At 45.9% G+C, this 21,812-nt stretch carries 15 protein-coding genes; 3 read left to right on the forward strand and 12 right to left on the reverse strand.

The window, feature by feature from the left end:
* Positions 1-265: 265 nt before the first annotated feature.
* Together MC7420_RS25440 and alr are read right to left on the reverse strand one after the other, a co-directional pair.
* Positions 266-2,797, reverse strand: coding sequence for a heavy metal translocating P-type ATPase (locus tag MC7420_RS25440; protein ID WP_006104082.1), 2,532 nt, complete (start codon positions 2,795-2,797; stop codon positions 266-268).
* 155 nt (positions 2,798-2,952) lie between these two features.
* The gene (gene alr, locus MC7420_RS25445; protein ID WP_044209682.1) at positions 2,953-4,098 is read right to left on the reverse strand and encodes an alanine racemase; all 1,146 of its coding nucleotides are present in this window, start codon (positions 4,096-4,098) and stop codon (positions 2,953-2,955) included.
* Between the two features lie 75 nt (positions 4,099-4,173).
* Between alr and MC7420_RS25450 the strand changes: the two genes are divergently transcribed.
* The 3 genes from MC7420_RS25450 (at position 4,174) to MC7420_RS37350 (ending at position 8,460) form a co-directional block, all read left to right on the forward strand.
* The gene (locus tag MC7420_RS25450) at positions 4,174-5,133 is read left to right on the forward strand and encodes an o-succinylbenzoate synthase (RefSeq protein ID WP_006103893.1); all 960 of its coding nucleotides are present in this window, start codon (positions 4,174-4,176) and stop codon (positions 5,131-5,133) included.
* Between the two features lie 98 nt (positions 5,134-5,231).
* Positions 5,232-6,578, forward strand: coding sequence for a cytochrome P450 (locus MC7420_RS25455; RefSeq protein ID WP_006104033.1), 1,347 nt, complete (start codon positions 5,232-5,234; stop codon positions 6,576-6,578).
* 97 nt (positions 6,579-6,675) lie between these two features.
* Positions 6,676-8,460, forward strand: a complete 1,785-nt coding sequence (locus tag MC7420_RS37350) for a 2-succinylbenzoate--CoA ligase (RefSeq protein ID WP_006104079.1) — start codon at positions 6,676-6,678, stop codon at positions 8,458-8,460.
* Between the two features lie 83 nt (positions 8,461-8,543).
* Here the strand turns inward: MC7420_RS37350 and MC7420_RS25465 are convergent, their stop codons facing one another.
* The 10 genes from MC7420_RS25465 to MC7420_RS41835 all read right to left on the reverse strand — a co-directional run.
* Positions 8,544-10,895: a glycosyltransferase gene (locus MC7420_RS25465; protein ID WP_063712029.1), complete on the reverse strand. Its 2,352-nt coding sequence runs from the start codon at positions 10,893-10,895 to the stop codon at positions 8,544-8,546.
* A gap of 111 nt (positions 10,896-11,006) precedes the next feature.
* Positions 11,007-11,288 carry a hypothetical protein gene (locus MC7420_RS25470; protein WP_006103924.1) on the reverse strand — a complete coding sequence of 94 codons (282 nt, stop codon included), beginning with the start codon at positions 11,286-11,288 and terminating at the stop codon, positions 11,007-11,009.
* A gap of 38 nt (positions 11,289-11,326) precedes the next feature.
* The gene (locus MC7420_RS25475) at positions 11,327-12,550 is read right to left on the reverse strand and encodes an HlyD family secretion protein (RefSeq protein ID WP_006104009.1); all 1,224 of its coding nucleotides are present in this window, start codon (positions 12,548-12,550) and stop codon (positions 11,327-11,329) included.
* 315 nt (positions 12,551-12,865) lie between these two features.
* On the reverse strand, positions 12,866-13,372 hold the full coding sequence (locus MC7420_RS25480; protein WP_006104083.1) for a hypothetical protein: 507 nt from the start codon (positions 13,370-13,372) through the stop codon (positions 12,866-12,868).
* A gap of 152 nt (positions 13,373-13,524) precedes the next feature.
* Positions 13,525-15,135 (reverse strand): NAD(P)H-quinone oxidoreductase subunit 4, encoded by a 1,611-nt coding sequence (locus tag MC7420_RS25485; RefSeq protein ID WP_006103950.1) that lies wholly within the window; start codon positions 15,133-15,135, stop codon positions 13,525-13,527.
* A 665-nt stretch (positions 15,136-15,800) separates the two neighbouring features.
* Complete coding sequence (locus tag MC7420_RS25490; protein ID WP_006103929.1) at positions 15,801-16,568, reverse strand: PEP-CTERM sorting domain-containing protein; 768 nt, start codon at positions 16,566-16,568, stop codon at positions 15,801-15,803.
* 394 nt (positions 16,569-16,962) lie between these two features.
* On the reverse strand, positions 16,963-18,690 hold the full coding sequence (locus tag MC7420_RS25495) for a succinate dehydrogenase/fumarate reductase flavoprotein subunit (RefSeq protein WP_006103981.1): 1,728 nt from the start codon (positions 18,688-18,690) through the stop codon (positions 16,963-16,965).
* Between the two features lie 697 nt (positions 18,691-19,387).
* Positions 19,388-19,699: a hypothetical protein gene (locus MC7420_RS25500; protein ID WP_006103933.1), complete on the reverse strand. Its 312-nt coding sequence runs from the start codon at positions 19,697-19,699 to the stop codon at positions 19,388-19,390.
* Positions 19,700-19,822: 123 nt separating this feature from the next.
* Positions 19,823-20,332, reverse strand: a complete 510-nt coding sequence (locus tag MC7420_RS25505; protein WP_052307551.1) for a diguanylate cyclase — start codon at positions 20,330-20,332, stop codon at positions 19,823-19,825.
* Between the two features lie 205 nt (positions 20,333-20,537).
* Positions 20,538-21,812, reverse strand: a 1,275-nt coding sequence (locus MC7420_RS41835) for a WD40 repeat domain-containing protein (RefSeq protein WP_083799173.1), incomplete at its 5' end; no start/stop codon positions are given.

Here is a 21,812-nt window from a genome sequence, read left to right on the forward strand (position 1 = left end):
CGCTGGATACCGGACTTTGTCCTGCTCCGCAGAAAGTCCATGCTTAACATGGGCGGGGAGGAAAGCGGGTGATAACCTAAGATTTACCAGCCTTCGCCGCTTGGTAAGCGAGACTTGAAAAGAATCATCCAGACACCACCATTACTTTGTATTCTACTACATAAAGGTTAGGACCCATTGAACGAACGGGTGTGAATTTTCCCAGTCTTGCCTGATGATGCGGGATAAAGGATGAGTATTTTACCAAGACCCCAAACCCCACACTCTACACCCCGTTGTCAGAGTTCCAACCTCGACGCAATAGCAGAGAGTTGCTAACTACAGTCACTGAACTAAATGCCATCAGTGCGCCAGCTACAGCCGGATTGAGAGCGATACCAAATCCGGGTAGCAGTACACCAGCCGCTACTGGAATACCCAACGTGTTATATCCCAACGCCCAGAAGAGATTTTGGCGAATTTTGTTAAAGGTAGCGCGAGACAGTTGAATCGCCTGGACAATATCCAGCAAGCCGCCAGCTTGAGGACTGTTAGCGCTTGGTTGCATAAGAATAATCCCCGCCGTTTCCCGGGCAACATCTGTGCCAGCTTGCAGGGCGATACCAACATCAGCTTGGGCTAAGGCTGGACCATCGTTAATTCCATCTCCAACCATGGCGATGCAGTTTCCCTGGGTTTGCAGTTGGGCGATCGCGGCGGCTTTGCCATCGGGACGGATACCTGCCATAACGTTGGCTGGATCAATGGCAAGGTGTTGCGCCACTTTCACGGCGGCATTGGGTTGATCTCCGGTTAGCAGCATCACCCGCAGTCCCATCGCCTGTAACTGTTCTACGGTGGTTTTGGCATCGGGTTTGGGTAAATCGGTTAGGGCAATGAGTCCAGCCAATTCTCCATCTACGGCTAAATACACCACGGTTTTCCCGACAGCCGCTAAGGTTTGGGCTTGGGCTTGGGTGGTATCACTAATAGTCACGCCTTGCTGACGTAACCAATCTTCATTCCCCAGTAATACCGATTGATTGTCCACTAGGGCAGATATTCCTAGTCCGGCTTCGGTATAAAAATCCTTAGCGGCTAATAGAGGTAACTCTTGTTGTGCTGCTGCTGTACAAATCGCTTCTCCGAGGGGATGAGTTGTGCCTCTTTCGGCTGCGGCGGCAAGTTGAAGGAGTTTTGAGTTACCAGATATGCCATTATTCGTCTGTAGGGGCGGGTTTAGGAAATTCGCGCCAGCTATTGAGGATAAGCTTTGTTCAAAACCCGCCCTGACCGAGCTTTCACTGTACACCTCGGCTCCTGTGCCCCCCGTCTCCCCATCTTCCTCCTCTGCCCATTCTCCAATAGATAGACAATCGGTTACGGTGGGTTTTCCTTGGGTGAGAGTGCCTGTTTTGTCAAAGACGATGGTATCGAGTTGATGGACTCGTTCTAAGATGTCACCCCCCTTAATCAGTAAGCCCCGTTCTGCCCCTAAGCTGGTGCCGACTAGAATCGCTGTCGGGGTTGCCAATCCCAAGGCACAGGGACAGGCAATCACTAATACCGCGATCGCTAATTTTAAGCTCAATAGTAAGGGTGAGGTTGAATCACCGATCAGGGAATCTCCTTCCCCTAGAACCTGAGTCCAGATTTTTGTCCCCACCAGCTCCCAAAATAGAAAGGTGAAGGTGGCGATTGTCAATACCCCATACGTAAAATACCCGGCGACTTTATCAGCTAAATTCTGCACCGGGGCTTTCCGGGTTTGCGCCTCTTCCACCAGGGCGACAATTTGCGCTAATGTGGTTTCCTGTCCAATGCGTGTGGCTTGAATCGCGATCGCACCGGATTGATTTAAGGTGCCAGCCGTAACCGGATCACCGGGTTGCTTGAGAACAGGTAAGGGTTCCCCGGTCAACATTGACTCATCCACCGACGACTGACCCGTCACCACTTCCCCATCAACGGGTATTTTTTCTCCCGGCAAAACCCGCAACCACTCGCCCACGCGAACTTGTTCGACAGGAATCTCGATCCCCAGTTCTGTGGCTGTGGGGGTGGATTTACCAATTAACCGGGCTACCTTGGGTTTCAGTGCCAATAATGATTCATAAGCCGCTGATGCCTGACGCCTTGCCCGTTGTTCCAAGGTACGTCCTAGCAGGATAAAGCCAAGTAACATCACGGGTTCATCAAAGAAGCATTCCCAGCCCAATTGAGGAAACAATAATGCGGCACAGCTCGCCCAATAAGCCGCCAAGGTTCCCAATCCTACCAAGGTATTCATATTCGGGGTTTGATGCCGCAATCCCCGCCAGCCATCGCTGATAATTGGACGCCCAGGTCCTAGCAGGGCTAAGGTTGCCAATCCCCAGTGAAACCAGATGGTGCTAAACACGGGTAACATGGGTCCATTAAACCAATGACCAATATGTCCAATGGTCGAGAGAATAACTAGGACACTAGCAATTATTAATTGCTGCAGTTGTTCCCTTGCCTCTTGTTCATGGCGTTGAGTCGGGGTGAGGCGTTCTTCTGAGGTTTCCCCGGCTTGGGAGTAACGGGGTTGGGAGGGAAACCCGGTTGCGGTTAATTTTTCCGCTAGGGTGGCGGGATCAGCCTGACTGACTTCATACTCAACCACAGCCACTTCTGTAACCAAGTTGACCTGGGCGGAAATAACTCCGGGTTGCTGTTTTAGCTGTCGTTCTACCGCACTGACACAGCCTGCACATTTCATTCCCCCAACATCTAGCGTCATTTGCTCAATGGTTGGGGTGGGGATATCGACGGCTTTTTCTGGAGAAATTTGCATAGATGTTTTTAATACAGACCGATGTTTCGATGCCTGAACGCTGAGTTTTGTTAATACGTCCCTTCTAATGATAAGAACAATTGATGGAGTAGGCAGACTGATACTTTTAACCGCGACGTCTAAGACAAGCTCAGACATGGAGTACAACATTCTGCTTAAACGACCACACGCGGGAGTCGGTGCTTAAAGCCACAAAGGATTTCCCAGGATATTGTGTTTAACGATATCGCCCAGTCATCAGCAGAGATTTGCCTGTCCCCGTCTCGTCCAATTAGGGTGACGATTTCACCAACCTGTAAATCGGGAATATTACTCACATCCAACATCAGTTGATCCATGGTAATCGCCCCAATTTGGGACACCCGTTGACCCCGAATTAATCCGGTCATTTTATTCGAGAGATTCCGGGGAACGCCATCAGCGTAACCGATACCCACTACCGCTAGACGTAGCTGTTTTTGTGTCCTGAATGTATATCCATAACTCACGCCTGTCCCCGCCGGTATTGTTTTCACTTGAGTGACCCGCGTTTTGACTTGCATGACGGGTTTTAGGTTGACTTTTGGGTGTAAATGTGGTGCGGGATAGAGTCCATAAAGCGCTAATCCGACTCGAACCCAATCGTAATGCAAGGCGGGGTCAGTTAACGTGGCGGCGGAGTTAGCTAAGTGTAAGCAGGGTGGGACGATATTCGCCGCGTGAAGTTGGGCAATAGCCGCTTCAAACCGCTGATGCTGTAGTCTCATCACGGTGGGATCTGGACTATCTGCTGTGGCTAAATGGGAATAGACACTGGCTAGTTTTAAATGGGGTAATCGCTGGACTAATTGCACAAACTCTGTGGCTTGTTGCCAAGACATTCCCAAGCGAGACATCCCAGTATCGATGTTGAGATGAACCGATAAGGGTGTTTGACAACGACTTAGGGTATCCGAAAAAACTAAAGCCTGTTGGGGTGTACAGATAGTGGGTTGTAAATACCAATGCGCGATCGCACGCACTTGTTCGGGGGTATTGGTTGCGCCTAAAATCACGATGGGCGCGTCAATTCCGGCTTCTCGCAGTTGAATACCTTCTTCTACTGTGGCGACACATAATCCATAAGCACCTGTGGCGAGTGCGGTTTGGGCAACCATTGTGGCACCATGTCCGTAGGCGTCTGCTTTCACCACCGCCATGAGTTGGGTTTTGGCAGACAAAAGCTGTTTTAATTGGTTTAGGTTATGGGCAAGTGCCGCGCGATCGATTTCTACCCAAGCGCGTTCCGTTAATCCGCCAGAGACTTCCCATAAGTTGGGCATAAACCCATTGGTGGGGATGAGTTCTTGCATTTTCCTCCACTCCTCTATCACTATTGAGTATTAAACAGGTTTCCGGTGACGTATCGTTTTGAGTTTAATCCTTACCAGCGCCAATTTCGACATCCCCTAACCACTCATCATGGCATCTGGAAAGTACGCGAGGGGATTATCCTGCGTCTGGTGGATGAAAAGGGGCGAGTGGGTTGGGGAGAAATTGCCCCACTTCCTTGGTTTGGTTCTGAAACCTTAGAACAAGCCCTAACCGTTTGTCAGCAGTTCCCGTCTCAGATTACATCAACCGATATTTTCTCGATTCCGGCTGAATTTCCCGCCTGTCAGTTTGGCTTTGAGTCAGCGTGGGATGGGTTAGTCACAAGTAATGGGGAAGATGAGGGAGAGAGTCGTATTGAAACGGAACAAATAAGCCAGTCGTTAACCCATGCGTCGCTGAAATACAGTTATCTTTTGCCCACTGGGGAAGCCGCGTTAACCTCTTGGCAGCAAGGTTGGCAACAGGGCGATCGCACGTTTAAATGGAAAATTGGTGTAACCTCTATGGAGTCGGAACTGAGGTGGTTTGAACAATTGGTTCAAATCTTACCTGAATCGGCTCAATTACGCTTAGATGCGAATGGGGGACTTACACAGCATCAAGCTCAACAGTGGTTGCAGGTGGCGGATCAGGCGGGAATAGTCGAGTTTCTGGAACAACCCTTGCCACCAGAAGAGTTTGCCGCCATGAGGGCAATGTATGACCAGTATAGGACAGCGATCGCCCTTGATGAATCCGTTGCTACGTTGAACCAACTCAAAACCTGTTACCAGCAGGGATGGCGAGGAATCTTTGTGATTAAAGCGGCGATCGCGGGTTCTCCTACACAACTCCGACAATTTTGTCAAGCCCACGATATCGACGTGGTTTTCTCCTCCGTCTTTGAAAGTGCGATCGCCAGACAAGCGGTTCTCAATTTAGCTGTAGAATTATCTCATCCCCATCGGGCAGTTGGGTTTGGAGTTAATCACTGGTTTGTCTAAGTGGATGGGCGTTTCAATTCTGTATTCCCTATTGCCTGTTGCCTATTCTCTATTCCCTTTGAGAAATTTAAAATCAAAATTCAACGGCTCAACAGCTTATGATTCAAGTCAAAACTAAACAACCCGAAGGACCAAAAGCCCCCAAATGGTGGCAAAAAATTCAGTGGATTACTAAGCCGCTGGATTACATGGATGCAGCAGGACAACAATATGGTGATATTTTCAATGCGCCTGTTATTAGCAATCATTCCTGTATGTTGTTTGTCAGTCATCCCCAAGCCTTACAACAGATTTTCACCAACGATACCAAGCAATTTACAGCTCCTCCAGATAGGCTTTTGCAGCCAATTGTTGGAGATCATTCAATATTTGTGCTAGAAGGCAATCCCCATCGTCGGGAACGCAAACTCTTAATGCCACCGTTTCACGGCGAACACATCCAAACTTATGGGCAACTTATCTGTGACCTAACGGATAAGGTAATGCAGCAGGTGCGTCCCGGTCAAATCTTTGTGGCTCGTTCTCTAGCTCAAGAAATTTCTTTAGAAGTTATCTTAAATTCTGTTTTTGGTATTCATGATCCAGAGCGATTTGGTCAACTGAAAGGGCTAATTGCTAGCATGATGGATCAATTTAAATCTCCCTTCACATCAGGATTACTTTTTTTTCCAGCCCTACAGAAAGATTGGACACCTTGGGGTGCGTTTCGTCGCTTAAAGCAGCAAGTGAGTCAGCTAATCTATGCGGAAATTCGAGAGCGCCGTCAACAGAAAGACTCTTCGGGTTCAGATATTCTCACCCTACTGTTATCGGCACAGGATGAAGAAGGTCAACCCATGACAGATGAAGAATTGCATGATGAATTGTTTACTTTATTAGTAGCCGGTCACGAAACTACCGCTACTGCGATCGCGTGGGCTTTGTATTGGGTTTATCGATCGCCTGATGTGCAGAACAAGCTGTTGCAGGAATTGGATTCTCTGGGTCAACAAGCAGACCCTGTGGACATTGCTCGTTTATCGTATCTCACAGCCGTGTGCCAGGAAAGCTTGCGGATTTATCCTGTGGCTGTCTTAACTGTACCGAGAGCCGTGAAAGAACCTGTTGAACTGATGGGATATCAACTACAACCGGGAACCCGAGTTTATGGCTGTATTTATTTAACTCATCATCGCCAGGATTTATATCCAGAATCTCATCAATTTAAGCCAGAACGTTTTTTAGCACGCAAGTTTTCTCCCTATGAGTTTTTCCCCTTCGGCGGTGGGATACGTCGCTGTATTGGTGAAGCTTTGGCATTCTTTGAAATGAAATTAGTCCTTGCCAAAATTGCCTCTCAGTATCAACTAACTCTAGCACAGCAGCAACCTGAGCGCCCTCAGCGACGGAGTGTAACCTTAGCGCCTAGCACGGGTGTAAGGTTAATTATGCAAGGTAAGAGATAGGGGAACCAGGGTATTTGTCGGGGCGGGTTTAGGGATTAATTTTCTAACTAGAATGCGAAACCCGCCCTAAAATTTTGTTGGGGGTGGGTTTAAGGACATGAATTCTATTTTAATCGATATAAAACAGCGAAATAATGATTGGCTCATTGGTTTTGAAAATAAGCAATTCCAAGAAATAAATCATAAATTATTTGCTCAATTTTCTAATTTGTCTCTAGGTCAAACCGTTCCTAAGATTATTTTGGCTGAATCTAACCCTTGGCGATTCCTTGCTGCATTGAGCGCCGCTATTGCTGCCGATTGTTCAGTAGTTTTGGGCAATCCCAACTGGACACAACCGGAATGGCAGCAGGTTTTAGCATTAGTTCAACCCGATTTAATTTGGGGAGATTTGTCACCGGTGATTCGTCAAGAGTCATTTGTCAAAAATAAGGGACAAGGGATAGTCAAGACGGAACCGACAATGGGTGTCACTGAATTGGGCGTTTGTAGTCAGCGCTTTAGCGCTGATAGCACTAAAGTGCCTACTACGAGCGCTGATAGCACTAAAGTGCCTACTACGAACGCTGATAGCACTAAAGTGCCTACTACGAACGCTGATAGCACTAAAGTGCCTACTACGAACGCTGATAGCACTAAAGTGCCTACTACGAACGCTGATAGCACTAAAGTGCTTACTACGAACCCTAAAATAATGATTCCTACAGGGGGTTCCTCTGGTAAGATTCGCTTCGTGATGCACAGTTGGGATACTTTAATGGCGTCGGTGCGAGGGTTTCATCAGTATTTTGACCAAAAGCCAGTGAACTCATTCTGTGTCTTGCCTGTGTATCATGTGAGTGGGTTAATGCAATTTCTGCGATCGCTAACCACAGGAGGACAGTTTGCTAGTCTACCCTTTAGAGACGTGGTGGCGGGGAAAGGACGAGATATTGACCCCAGAGATTTTTTTATTTCCCTAGTTCCCACTCAGTTACAACGCTTACTCCGGGCGAATGCAGCAAATTGGTTATCCCAGTTTCACACGGTTTTGTTAGGTGGTGCGCCAGCTTATGAGTCTCTCTTAACTGAGGCGAGACAACAGGGTATTCGTTTAGCGCCAACTTATGGAATGACGGAAACGGCGTCTCAAGTGGTTACTCTGAAACCGGACGCATTTTTAGCGGGGAATAATAGTTGCGGTCAAGTTCTCCCTCACGCCCACGTTACCATTTGCAGTACAACCGGGGAATTTTTGGGGACAAATCAAATTGGAATTGTCACGATTGCAGCAGAGTCTTTGGCATTGGGTTACTATTCTTCAGGAGATAAGGAAGATGGAGAGTTAACTCAAAACCATGTCCCAATCAGGGCGGGTGTTGAGGAAACGTTATCGTCAACCACTGGCGCGAATTTTCAAACCTCGCCCCTACAGAGGAATAATGGCGTATCTCTACACTTCCCCAATCCCCAATCACCAATCCCTAATAGTCATGCAACGCCTGATAAAATTCCAACGCTGCAATCCGATGATTTGGGATTTTTTGATGATCAGGGATATCTAACTATTGTCGGACGGCACAGTCATAAAATCATTAGTGGAGGTGAAAATATTTTCCCAGCCGAAGTCGAGGCGGCTATTTTAGCCACCCAATTAGTGCGTGATGTGTGTGTGATTGGCATACCGCATAATTATTGGGGTCAAGCCGTTACAGCGGTTTACGTTCCTCGCGCATCGGACGTTTCTGTGGATAGTTTAAAAGCCGCGCTGGTCAATCAGTTAAGTAGGTTTAAGCAGCCTAAATATTGGGTTCCTGTTGAACAATTACCCCGCAATGAGCAAGGGAAAGTAAATTATGAATCTGTTAGAACAACTGCTTTAGAATTTTTGCCTATGGTTTAAAAAGTCACCAACCTTTATCTTGAAAATCTATTCATTTAAATCTTAATGTCAGTCAAATTTAAATGCATGACAGCTTACCCGCCTCAATTATATTTACTCCGTAGAGGTCTAAGAGTCAACAAAGATGCCAGCATCGCGATTAATACATCTAAATTACCGGGTCTCTTACTCCGTTTCCACCACGTCATATCTGTATAAAGTATCTCGACTAATTGTCGATTTTTTTGAGTGGTGACGTTGACAAATTTTAAGGTGAATTCAGTATTATTTCTGTTGACAGTGTAGCCGCGCAAGTTTGCGGTTACAGAAAAATGATAATCGGGCAATTCTAGAGAAATGGGTTCATTCTCTATCACCACATTATCGGTTATCAAAATAATTCTCGCGCCACCTTCAGAAAGGTCAACCGTATATCCTTCATAAACACGGGAAATTGAATGGTTAGGATTAGAGAAATCACCAACTCTAAGCGTACAACCTGTACGCAACGGAAATCGATCCATCCCTCGGCACTCTGGCTGGTCGATCGCGGCGAGAAAAGCGATACTCATAATGATGATATTGTAGATCAGCAACAGAAAGATCATGGCAAATTCAGAAGACGCTGCGGTTTGCCACACCCCCCAGTGATAACCCACCAGATGGAGACAGAGGACAGCAATCATCAATATTACCCCAACTAGCAGGGGCCAGGTTTGATTGAGATTGTAATTTTTCGTTTCTGCTTTCACCCCTTTACGGGTGACCTTAAATGCTAAACCAAAAGGATCACGAATCGCAAATATCAGGCACTTTAAGGTAGGAAAGCAAAGGATAGTTTGGTAAACTTCATTCCAAAAGAACGAACCACAATATTCTGTTGCCCAACCTGTACTCCCAGCCATTAGTAATATCCAGGGCAAAAAATAATAGATCATTTCCGGGGTTGTAGAAACAATGGGAGAAATACCTAAAATTAGGCTCATTAAGGGAGTAAACATGAAGACTGTCCGAAATAGGGGATCGAATGTCCCCAGGAAAAAAGTAAAAAAATAGCTTTTTTGTAACCAATTCATTGTAGACCAAATGGGTATCTTATCCCCGCAGCAAAATATCTGATAATTACTGTGATGCCAGCGCGTTCGTTGTTTAAGAAAATCCACATAGGTGCGGGTTGATTCTCCCATTGAAAGCACTTCATTCAAATAAATCAAGCGCCAGCCACGAGTTAACATAGTTGTAGAGGTAGGAGAATCTTCTGCCAGACAAATTGTGTTATATCCACCCACCTCTTCCAATGCCATTCGCCTGACTACATAAGATGTACCACAACAAAGCACGCTATTGGTAACATCTCGACAGGATAAACTAAAACCAAAAAAGTTAGCTAAATCATCATACAAAATATGATCAACTCCTAAATTTCGAGCATGATGATCAGGATTATAAAAAGCTTGCGGTGTCTGAACTAGGGCAATCTTTGGCTGCAGAAAAAAGCCAACCGTGCGCGTCAAAAAGTTTTTGAATGGCACAAAATCAGCATCCATAATCGCAATCAGTTCTCCCTGAGTTTTGGGTAAGGCACTATTGAGATTACCAGCTTTTGCATGTTGATTATCCGGGCGCGTAATATATTCACACCCCAATTCCTTAGCCAGGGCGCGGATATTGGGACGGCGAGTATCGTCGAGAATGTAAACTTTTTTATTGGCATAGTCCATCGCTTGACAACCAATCACTGTGCGACTTACCACAGATTCGGGTTCGTTATATGTAGGAACAAAAACGTCTACGGAGGGTTGGTATTTGCCAGAGAGTATATCCTGAGAATAGCGATCAGCTTGGGCGCTGCGTTGTTTGGCATTTGACCAAACACTTTGGGGAATATGAAGGATGAACGAGAGAATACCTAGTGATTCAATAAAGTAAATCAGGAGACTAAAGGTAGCAGTTGCCAAATGATCAAAATTGAGCGTAGCGATGGTGCGCCAAATAAAATAGCGCGTCATTAATATCAAGAGAATACCCTTGACAATTAAACGAGTCCAATTATTGGAGGGAATAAAGCGCAGCAGCAAACAGATGTAGGCAACAACAATCGTCGGAAATAACAGGTTCCAAGGTTGTCCCGGCGGCTGAATAAATTCCGGGAGAGAGCGGTTAGGGAATGGATGTAATGGCGCGACTAATGAGTTAGATTTTTGGGTTTCATCGGAGGGAATTGACGGAATAATTCCTCTACTGGATGGTGAAGTTGAAAGGAGAGAAGGGCGAACATCTGGACGCAACTGTTCTGGAGAAAAAAAGGTGGGACTGTTGCTAGTCCAATTGCCGCTAAAGACTGTGCCGAAAAATAGCACGATTCCAGCGATAAAGATTGCCCAAGCCCAAGGGGAAATTAAACCTTTGGTCTTCGGTTTAGTTGAGGAGGTGGGTTGACGTTTTTTCCGCAGCATTGGTGTTATTCATATTCTTTTAACAACCTGTAGAGGCGACCCACTTGTATTAGTGTAAAGTAAACTTGAGATTCAAAAACAAGAATCCACTCCATTTATTTGGGTTTCTTTCTACTCAAACCTTTGTATCAGAAAATTTTTCTGCGGAGAATTAAGCAAATCGCTGTCAGGGTGGATTCCAGGTTCTCCAGGAAAAGAATGGGCTTCCGGATTATCTTTGGATGACTCCTCTGTTGAAAATAATGCGGGTCCAGTGCTAGTCACAGTACTGAAAAATACTGAACCGATAAAGAGAATTACGCTACTGACGAACATTGTCCAAGCCCAGGGGTAGATATGAGTTTTGGTTTTAGTTTTCGGTAAGGATTGGGGTTCGTTGAGATTATTTTTCATGGCAACTGATGGGTTATAAAAGGGTAAGTCTGTTGATTTTATTTAACTTGAAAACTGACTCGGGCGGTATACCCGACATAGCAGAAAAGATTGGGTTCACCTTTATCTGTATCGGGAGCTAGTTCAACGCGCACCTGGCTATCGCGAGGCAAATTTGGGGTGAGGGGAATCGCCACATCTTCCCCGACTGCGAGTCGCCCTAAACCCGATCGCACTAAACTGACTTTTCCTTGAAACACCTGAGATTTCGAGCCATAGAGTTCAATTGTGGCGGGTGTACCGGGTTGGAGCGATCGCAAGGCGCGTTCTTCTACGTAAACATCAACCCAGCGTCGCCCACAATCCACTACATTTCCTAGAGTGTCTCCTTCTTCCACAAACTGACCTTTTTGAGTATTGAGACGCCAAATAACACCCGTGGTTGGTGTTTTTACCTCTACCGTTTGTTGTCGCTGCATATCAGCTTGAGCTTGGGCTAATTCGGCTTGAGCATCTTTAACGGTTTGCTGTAGCGTTTGAATGATTTTCTGTTGATCTGCGATATCTAACAGTAGTTCTTGTAAGCGTATTTTCGGATCATAGTTACTGCTACTTCGATCTAATGATAAACCCACAAGAGCCGCTTTTTCCTCCGCACGGGCAGCTTCTAAGCGAGCATTCAAGCGATTTATCTCCGCTTTGCTTTCCTGCATTTCTAACTTAACTGTATCCAGTTCAGCTTTTGGTAATGCCCCTTCATTGGTCAAAAATGCTGTGCGTTTATAGTTAACTTGAGCAAGCTGATAACGCGCTTGAGCGGCTTGTAAATCTGATTGGACTTGTGCCACTGATTGTTTAGCCTCACGGACTTGTAAATTCGATTGGTTTTGATGGTCTATTTCCAATATTTTTACCAGGGCTAGCTGCCGAGATAACTGAGCTTTAGCGCGTTCGATTTCAGCTTTTTGCTCATTAATTCGGCTGGTAATTTCCTGAACTTCAAGTTGACTCACTCGTTCATTCTTCAGTGCCAGTAAAACTTTATCTTTCGTCGCTACTTCTCCGGTTTCAACGGCGAGTTTTGATACTTCTCCTGCAGCGGGAGCTTTGAGTTCAATGAGAACGCCATTAATGATAGCATCGCGACTAATCACCGACGTTAATCGGGTTTGTAGTAAACGAAACGACCAATAAATCAACCCTGCACCCGCTAAGATAATTAGGATATTGGCTAACCATGACCTTGGGGAAGTTTGTGCTGGATAGTCTTGAGTGCTACTCATGCTACAATCTCATCGGTTGTACCTGGATTTATCTGGATTTTTACTTCCAGACTTCAAACTGCTTTTGGATTTCCTGCACTAGAAAGTGAACTAGAAAATCTAGAAAGCTTGTCGGGGATTTGCGGCGTTTAGATCAAATCCGATGGCGACGTATTCCTTTTTTGTAAGTTCCTTGATTATTAATTTAGCATTAGTTTTGTTAAATAAAATCAACTTTAACAAATCTTCAAAATTACCATAATTTTTATTTTTCAGCTAAATTTTTCCGGAGCAAATAGACTACATAAAAAGGATTTTGGAGTTGTGCAGCAAGCCCTAAATAATGATTTTGCCAATCATTAAAACCCCCTGATCTGCTCGCAGATAGGGAACAGACGTACCCTTAAACCCGGTAATAAATGGCTTGTGATGCAACTGCCAATAGCTGGAACTCATATCATTGGCGATCGATTTTAAAGCCCTAAGTTCTTCCACCAGTTCAGTGGCGAGTTCGTTAATCCGATTGGCATGATCATAAGCCTGTTGAGTGGCGATCTCTACCTCATCAGCGAAGGTTAAGGGTTGCTTGGGTTTGGCGAGAGGCTGTAGCTGTTGCTGTTTTTGCTCTAACTGCGTCTGCAACGCCGCGATCGCATTATCAATTCCTTGGACTTCGGCGGAAACCTCTGCGGCTACCCTCGCTTGATGACGATAAGCCGCCGCGATCGCTTTGGGTGAATTATTCTCCGGTTGAACCTCCTGATTGGTTAGAGTATCCCGTTCTTGACGTAGTGCCTCGAGTTGGGAGCGAATTGCCTCAATTTCTGCCTGTATCTGATCCATCCTGATACCACGTTGTCTAAAAAGATACTTTTTTCTTGGTGCGAGTCTACTACCTTTACATAACACACATAACACATAGGTAAGGGCACGGCAGTGCCGTGCCCCTACTTGTTTCGTAAATGCGAGTTGACCTGATAATCTGGAGAGTCAACTTATTCAAGTATACCCAGCAAAGGTTGGGCTTTGGCTTTGGGTAGGGATGGTGCGTTGAATTTACCAGAATACAGGTTTGTCCGTTCTTGTGCAACGACTGGCAAAACTTGACGCACTTGAGCCGTTACCGCCACGGTTTTGACATCATAGGTTTGGGTAGCAACCTTCGGATATAAACCAATGCCGACGATGGGAATTAACAAGCACAGGGCGATAAATATTTCCCGTGGGTTGGCATCTCCAAAATAATTATCCATCGCCAATTCCGCCTTAGCTGTGCCATAGAACACCTGACGCAGCATGGAGAGTAGATAGATGGGAGTGAGGATTAATCCCACGGCGGCTAACAGTACCATTACTACTTTAAAGGATGAGTTATAGGCATCGCTAGTAGACATGCCGAGGAAGATAGACAATTCTCCCACAAACCCACTCATTCCCGGTAATGCTAAAGATGCCATAGCACCAGCCGTAAACAGGGCAAATACTTTAGGCATTTGTTTTGCCATACCGCCCATATTTTCCATTGCCAGGGTATGGGTGCGATCATAAGTGACACCCGACAGGAAGAATAACGCGGCGGCAATTAATCCATGAGAGATCATTTGTAGCATTGCGCCATTTGTACCTAATGCCGTGAAGGAGGCAATACCAACTAGGACAAATCCCATGTGGGAAATAGAAGAATACGCCAAGCGCCGTTTCAGGTTATCTTGAGCAAAGGCAGTCAACGCCCCGTAGATAATATTGACGACGCCTAAAACAGCCAGTACCGGGGCAAAGCGAATATGGGCATCAGGCAACATTTCCATATTCATCCGGATCAATCCGTAACCCCCCATCTTCAGCAACACACCCGCTAAAATCATTGAGACAGGGGCAGAGGCTTGAGAGTGAGCATCGGGTAACCAGGTATGTAAGGGAAAAATCGGTAATTTTACGCCGTAAGCAATTAAGAACCCTGCATATACCGCCAATTCCATCCCAATCGGGTAATGCTTCTGGGCTAGCTGTTGCATATCAAAGGTAACGGTGTCGCCGTAGAATGCCATTGCTAATGCGGCGACGAGAATGAAGATAGAACCTGCTGCTGTATAAAGAATAAACTTAGTCGCGGCATAGAGGCGCTTTTCTCCACCCCAGATGGAAATCAGCAGATACACGGGAATCAGTTCTAATTCCCACATTAAGAAGAATAATAGTAAGTCCTGAGCTGCGAATACGCCAATCTGGGCGCTATACATCACCAGCATCAAGACATAAAACAGACGAGGCTTACGGTTGACTTTCCAAGATGCCAGAATAGCGAGGGTAGTGACGAAGCCCGATAACACAATTAAGGGCATAGAAAGTCCATCGACTCCGACTGACCAGTTTAAGCCCAATTGGGGAATCCAGGAATAGGTTTCTTGGAGTTGGAACTGAGAGTTTTGTAAATCGTAGTGACGCCAAAAGGCATGGATGGTGAGGAGGAAGTTTGCCATGCCAACCCCTAGGGCATACCAGCGGACGGTTTTACCTTCTTTGTCAGGGATCAGAGGAATCGCTAGAGACGCCAGTAGCGGCAATAGAATAATCGTCGTTATCCAGGGAATCTGACTGCCAATCATGACTAAGGATATATGCTTATCGTTAATGTTGGTTACATTGTATTAAGTTTCGTAAAGGTTTGAGAAGAGGAGAAGCACAAGCATACCAAATCTTCACGATAAACAGGACTAATGTAAGCTTCTCTTCAACTCAGATTGAGGAGCGGCTCTGAGTGAAGCTATTACCACACTGCAACACTATTGTCAATAGTTAAATCCTTGGTTACTGATCGCCCATCCATTATCCTGAAGGATATTGGCTTAATTGCTGATTGGGGATGTGAGCGTAGTTGACTGACACAGCTAATTTGGTGCAATAGATTGGGTTCGTAGTGAGGGCTTCAGCCCTGTCGAGCTAGACGTTAGAGAACTAAAGTTCTCACTACAAACAAAGCTTTATTTTAGGTGGGTCACGCCAGTAGTTGACTGACACAGCTAAAATTGTGGATTAGATTTGACCATTGTAATCAGGCGCAAGTATGAGCGCCCGTTGAGCATGGTTTGTAGGGGCGGGTTTATGGACTTTCGTTTTGTTATTAGATGATAATGTTAAATCAAACCCGCCCCTTCCCAAGGTAGAGGCAGGTTTTCTGTTCTCCGGAGGGGCAAAACAACTTCCCCCTACAACAGCAATCACGCCAGATAATTTGCTGCCTTAGTTTCTCAAGGTAGATGTTTTGAATGGTTTAACCGGATTTGTGTTGTTTTGAATATTGTCGTTTAAACAATGCTCCAAAACCTAGGGCTGTAGCCGAACCAAGTAGAGTCAAGGGTTCAGGTACAGGCGTGGATGAGGTAGAAAACCCTTCAATTTTCAAGCCGACTAGGGAACGAGCTGCCGCCAGGTTAGGGTTAGGCGCTCCATCCGACCAACTCATCGTGGCAATACCAGAAAGAGTACTAATTTGGGTATCGCTGAAAAAATAGTTTTTCGTGATATTTTGACCATCTGGTTCAGGCGCAATAGCGGAACTTGAAACTGGATCAATATCAATTCCGTTAACCGCATCGACTTCCAAGAACATTTTAGTACCCGGAGCGACTTTCCCATCGCTGGTCGTGGTTCTTGTCCAGAGATAGAATCCATCAAAGGATGTTGCAGGTGGAGTCGCCTGGTAATATGAAATAGTTTGATCCTGAATGTTAAAGGAAACCGTATTTCCATCCCACTCCAACGTCCAGGGAACCTCTTCCTGGTTTTGCCATTCCCATTCCAATTGCTCTATTGGATTACCATCATCTTCTTTGGTGGCAAACTCCCAGTCACCTGGTTCTTTACCAGCTCTGCCTTCTAATGTCCAGTTCAAGTTAGTCCAGCCATCGGGGGGATTCCCTCCCTCCTTGACAAAGGTTACGTTGACCGCAGATGCTGGTTGGGATAGCACGCCAAAACTAATGACAGATGCTCCTACAGCTAAACTTGTGGTAATCAGCTTGTTACGTATTAAATTCATGGCAACCTCCAAGTAATGTGGAGATTATTGTTATATCTACTGCCAAGTAGTTTAATTCTTTGAGCAGAGTTAATTCAGAAATGTTATACTAAAATATATCATTATACTTTTCTTAGTGAACTGCATATTTTCTTAATGATTAGCTTAGGTAAACAGTCAAAAAATGTTAATAAATTATAAGTTGTAAGCGTCACGCTACCACTGGCGTGGCATCGCTAAAATGGTGGAATAGATTTTACGGTTTTGAGAGGCGCAAGCCTTCATTGGTGTCAACTTAAGCTCTTGCCAGAACGCAATAGTTTGACGCAACCTCTCCCTAACCCTCCCCTGATCAAGGGGAGGGAACGTTTCCTCCTTAGTAAGGGGAGAATGAGGAGAGGGGAGCCAGAATTGCTTAATACTTGCGTTCTTGGGGTTCAAATCGGGTCATAGCCACCGATTTATACTGCAAATCAATTCCGGCTGAGGAATAGTACGCCAAGGTATGCTTCAAGAAGTTGGTATCATCCCGTTGGGGATAATCCTCGCGAGAATGGGCACCGCGACTTTCTTGGCGATTTAGGGCAGAGGTGAGAATGATTTCCCCAACCACCATGAGATTCCGCAGTTCCAACGCTTCGATTAATTCCGTATTCCAGCAGCTTCCTTTGTCATCTAAATAGATATTTTGATACTGCTGTTTCAACTGTTGCAGTTGATTTAATCCTTCCTGCATTAATGCCTCGGTGCGGAAGACACCACAGTATTGAGTCATACAGTCTTGGAAGTTTTGACGCAGTTGACCGATGCGTAGGCTTCCGGATTGACCCAGCAAGGCATTAATCTTATTTTGAGCAGCATTGAGGTAGACTTGCTCATCAATGTCGGGTAATTTGCGGTTTTGAATATATTGCGCGATCGCAGCCCCGGTTCGTTTGCCGTAAACCACGCATTCTAGCAGGGAATTACTCCCCAAGCGATTGGCACCGTGAACTGAGACACAAGCGGATTCCCCGGCGGCAAAAAACCCTTCAACCAATCCATCGGGTCCACTTCGCACCTGTCCATCGGTATTGACGGGAATGCCACCCATGGAATAATGGGCGGTAGGACGCACGGGCATCGGTTCGTATACGGCATCAACGCCAACCAGTCGGTGGGCTTCTTCCCAACAGAAGGGAATCCGACTCATGATCTTTTCCTTGCCCATGTGTCGCAAATCCAGATAGACACAAGGACCTCCAGGATTCCCATCTGGATGCACCCCGCGACCCGCACGAATTTCTAATGCGATCGCACGTGAGGTAATATCTCGTGGGGCGAGTTCCATTTTACTGGGGGCATAATTTGCCATGAAGCGATCGCCTTCGCTATTAATTAGATACGCCCCTTCACCTCGTACCGCTTCCGAAATTAACACTCCCACCGGATATAACCCGGTTGGATGAAACTGGACAAACTCCATATCCTCCAACGGCACCCCAGCCAACGCGGACATGGCTAAACCATCCCCCGTTGAGGCAAAATCATTGGAGGTGGTATTAAACACCCGTCCATAGCCCCCAGTGGCAAACATCACCGCCTTTGCCCGTACCACTTGTAGGTGAGTCGTCAGGAGGTTAAACATTACCACCCCTTTTGCCTGCCCATCTTCCAAAATCAGCCGCATGACGTACCATTCTTCGTACACCGTCACGTCGTTCTTGCGGAGATTACTTACCAGTTCATGCAGAATCGCATGACCCGTTTTATCGGCAGCATAGCAGGTACGGCGATGGGAATGACCCCCAAAAGCACGTTGGGCAATGCGACCATCAGGTAAGCGGGAAAAGAGTACCCCCAGATGTTCTAAATCAATCACCACATCGGGGGCTTCGCGGGTAAGAATTTCCACCGCATCTTGATCCGCCAGATAATCCGAACCCTTAACCGTATCAAAAGCGTGGGCTTCCCAGGTATCCTCCGCATCCACATTTTTCAGCGTCGCCGCCATTCCCCCTTGCGCCGCAACGGAGTGGGAACGAATCGGATGGGTTTTGGCAACCAGCGCCACATTCAGCTTCGGATCAGTGCGTTTAATTTCCAACGCCGCCCGACACCCGGCTAAACCACCGCCGACAATAATGACATCGTGTTCTCGCATCTCAACTCGATTGAATTTCTGCTGTTATCTATCTTGACTGATTAGTGACATACTCCTACACCAACTGAGTCCAGTATGGTGTAGGCTTCCAAGACAATCCGGAAGAGAGCTTAGGAGACTCTTGGCTTTATTAACGACACGGGATGCCCCTCCGCGCCGGAACAATACAAAGATGTGTTCATACCTCTGTACTGCTAGAATTTTACCCGCCCACAGATGCGACTACGAGTAGTCGGTTTCTGGACGGAACCCCATATTCGGTGGTTGTCAAGGTTCAATGCACAGGCAAGCGATTAGCTTTTAATTTTGTTTAACCTATACGCTACAATCGTAGCACATTGAAAGCACATTGACAACTATGAAACAGGTAACAACACGAGTATCAAATAGAGAATATGAACACCTCGCCAAGTTTTGTCAAGTAACGGAAAGAACTCAATCCGATGTTATTCGTGAGTTGATACGCAGGTTGTCAATCTCAGGGGTATTGAACCCCATCGATTAACCGCCTATCCATCTCACGCCAATTTGAGTACAAATATGGCGTGAGGCTTCCGGCGTTAAGCTAAAATTCCCTACCGAAAGTCGGGGCGGGTTTAGTTACATCCGGTTGCAACCGAAAAGATAGTGGTGAAACCCGCCCCTACAGAGACACCACATCCCGTGAAAAGTTAGTCTGACTTAGAGCCTTCTGGTACTAGCTCGTTGCCTGAGCCGGTTGGGATGCACCGCGACTGCTGCGATTATCCGCCGTTGTTTCCTGCTCATCCATTGCTAATATTTCAATATGATTGAGCAATGTGGTCACAAAGGCAAAAAGTAAAAAGGGCAAAGACAAGACCAACACTAATCCCACCGTTGCCAACGCATAAATTTGGCGATCGGCACTCCACAGCGCCAGTGCAGAGGCAAGACTTATGAAAATGACGATTAACCACGCAATGATTTGTCCATAGATATCGCCAAAACTCAGGGTGCAGATCAAGCGATATTTGTTAAATTGTTCCATCATCAACCTCGACACATTTCTTTAAGTTCCAAGGATAAGACCGTATTTGAGGTTTGGCGCATTTCTCAACATATTTTAAAAATAGTCGCAATATTTGTTTACATTTTATGTCATTCGTCCTTCTTATACTGAACTCAGGGTAACGCGATCGCGTCCTTGCTGTTTCGATAGATAAAGGGCTTGATTTGCCGCCATAATCAAGGTATCAATGTCAGTATGGGGGTCAACCAGACAGGCAACGCCAAAGCTAACGGTGACAACAGGCGCGGGTAAATTGAACGGGTCAGGCGGTTTAAATTCAATGCCTTGGGATTTGATTTTCTCTCGCATCTTTTCTGCTACTTGAAAAGCTCCCATGGCATTCGTATGAGGTAAAAGAATGGCAAATTCTTCTCCCCCATAACGCGCCACGACATCCGTTGTCCGTTTGACACAGCGACGTAGGCAATCAGCAATGCGTTGTAAGCACTCATCCCCCGCTGCTGTGCCATAAATTTTATTGTAGGTTTGGAAACAATCAATGTCACATAAAATTAAGGATAGGGGGGATTGTTCTATATGTAAATGATGCCATTCTTGGTGAAGGTGTTGGTCAAAATAACGGCGATTCGCCAACTTTGTCAAAGTATCCATATTGTAGAAGTGATAAAAGTATCAATTTTTTGTTCTGAATGACCACACTGTATTGATAAAAATATATAGCGATAAGGATAAGTTTGGGATCGCCAAAACCCTTAATATACTGTAGGGTAAGTTGAGCGGTGGGTTGAGCGATGGGTTGAGCGAAGTCGAAACCCACTGATCAACCCACCAGCATACCAGGAACGTGCGATTCCTGTTAAGGATGGCGAACATTGTCACAAACTTTTTTGTCCTGTTCCTTCACGTTAACATTTGTTCGCAGATAGTCCTCAACCCAATCGCAACCAAACGCCCAAATCTGATTCAGGTCAATGGTACGCTCTAAATCCCACAAAATGATCGTTTTGTCTACACTAGCAGAGGCAAGGGTGCGACCATCGGGACTAAAGGTCACATCATAGACGCGATCGCCATGAGCTTCTAAGGTGACTAGGAGTGTACCATCATCGCGCCACAGCTTAACCGTCTTATCCAAACTCGCAGACGCCAGAAATCGCCCATCGGGACTAAATGCAATACCGTTGACGCGATCGCGATGCCCATCTAGGGTGGCTAGTAATGTACCATCCCTTGTCCAAAGTTTAATCGTATTGTCCCAACTCGCAGACGCAAGGCGTTGACTATCAGGACTAAAGGCTAAGGCACGAATACTATCATCATGTCCGGTTAAAGTGTTCAACAATGTACCATCCCTTGTCCAAAGTTTAATCGTTTTATCTTCACCTCCAGAAGCAATCAACTGACCATCTGGGCTAAATACCACGTCAAAAACTATTCCAGTATGTCCGGTTAAGGTTTTGAGTAATTGACCCTCTCCTGTCCAAAGTTTGACAGTTTGATCACCACTTCCAGAGGCAAGCAACTGACCCTCTGGGCTAAATGCGACAGTGTAAACACCACTGCTATGTTTCCGTAAAGTTTTCAATAAAGTCCCATCACTCTGCCAAAGTTTTATCGTTTTATCTCCACTCGCTGAGGCAATGATTAGCTCAGGGGTTGGCAGTAATTCAATACTTTTACTCTTGCCTTGATTCTTTTCTTTCTTGTTCACCCTGCCATTTTCAGAGGGAAAATTAGCCTTCACTGGGGGAGCAACAGCAACATCAAATACGGCTTCATCATGCCCCTCAAAAGACTTCAACACCTGACCATCACGTCGCCAGAGTTTTATCGCACCATCCCAACTCCCAGAAACCAGAGTTTGACTATCTGGACTAAAATCAACACCCCAAACCGCATCTTGATGTCCTTGGAGAAAGGTTAATAAGGTTTTTTTCGGCGTCCAAAGTTTAATGGTACTATCCAAACTCGCAGACGCCAACATTTGACAGTCCGGGCTAAATGCTGCCGCCCAGAGTCCATTTTGATGCCCTTTCAAAACGGCGAGTTCGGTGCCATCTATTTGCCACAATCTAACGGTTTGATCTTGACTCGCAGAAGCAAGGGTTTGACTATCGGGACTAAATGCTAA

The sequence above is a fragment of the Coleofasciculus chthonoplastes PCC 7420 genome, from assembly GCF_000155555.1.
Lineage (GTDB): Bacteria > Cyanobacteriota > Cyanobacteriia > Cyanobacteriales > Coleofasciculaceae > Coleofasciculus > Coleofasciculus chthonoplastes_A.

Bases quoted from the DNA above. Each gene is read 5' to 3' on its own strand.
- MC7420_RS25505 (WP_052307551.1), bottom strand. From the start codon at position 20,332: ATGGATACTTTGACAAAGTTGGCGAATCGCCGTTATTTTGACCAACAC.
- MC7420_RS25440 (WP_006104082.1), bottom strand. From the start codon at position 2,797: ATGCAAATTTCTCCAGAAAAAGCCGTCGATATCCCCACCCCAACCATT.
- MC7420_RS25465 (WP_063712029.1), bottom strand. From the start codon at position 10,895: ATGCTGCGGAAAAAACGTCAACCCACCTCCTCAACTAAACCGAAGACC.
- MC7420_RS25475 (WP_006104009.1), bottom strand. From the start codon at position 12,550: ATGAGTAGCACTCAAGACTATCCAGCACAAACTTCCCCAAGGTCATGG.
- alr (WP_044209682.1), bottom strand. From the start codon at position 4,098: ATGCCCAACTTATGGGAAGTCTCTGGCGGATTAACGGAACGCGCTTGG.
- MC7420_RS25485 (WP_006103950.1), bottom strand. From the start codon at position 15,135: ATGATTGGCAGTCAGATTCCCTGGATAACGACGATTATTCTATTGCCG.
- MC7420_RS25480 (WP_006104083.1), bottom strand. From the start codon at position 13,372: ATGGATCAGATACAGGCAGAAATTGAGGCAATTCGCTCCCAACTCGAG.
- MC7420_RS25495 (WP_006103981.1), bottom strand. From the start codon at position 18,690: ATGCGAGAACACGATGTCATTATTGTCGGCGGTGGTTTAGCCGGGTGT.
- MC7420_RS25455 (WP_006104033.1), top strand. From the start codon at position 5,232: ATGATTCAAGTCAAAACTAAACAACCCGAAGGACCAAAAGCCCCCAAA.
- MC7420_RS25500 (WP_006103933.1), bottom strand. From the start codon at position 19,699: ATGGAACAATTTAACAAATATCGCTTGATCTGCACCCTGAGTTTTGGC.
- MC7420_RS37350 (WP_006104079.1), top strand. From the start codon at position 6,676: ATGAATTCTATTTTAATCGATATAAAACAGCGAAATAATGATTGGCTC.
- MC7420_RS25490 (WP_006103929.1), bottom strand. From the start codon at position 16,568: ATGAATTTAATACGTAACAAGCTGATTACCACAAGTTTAGCTGTAGGA.
- MC7420_RS25470 (WP_006103924.1), bottom strand. From the start codon at position 11,288: ATGAAAAATAATCTCAACGAACCCCAATCCTTACCGAAAACTAAAACC.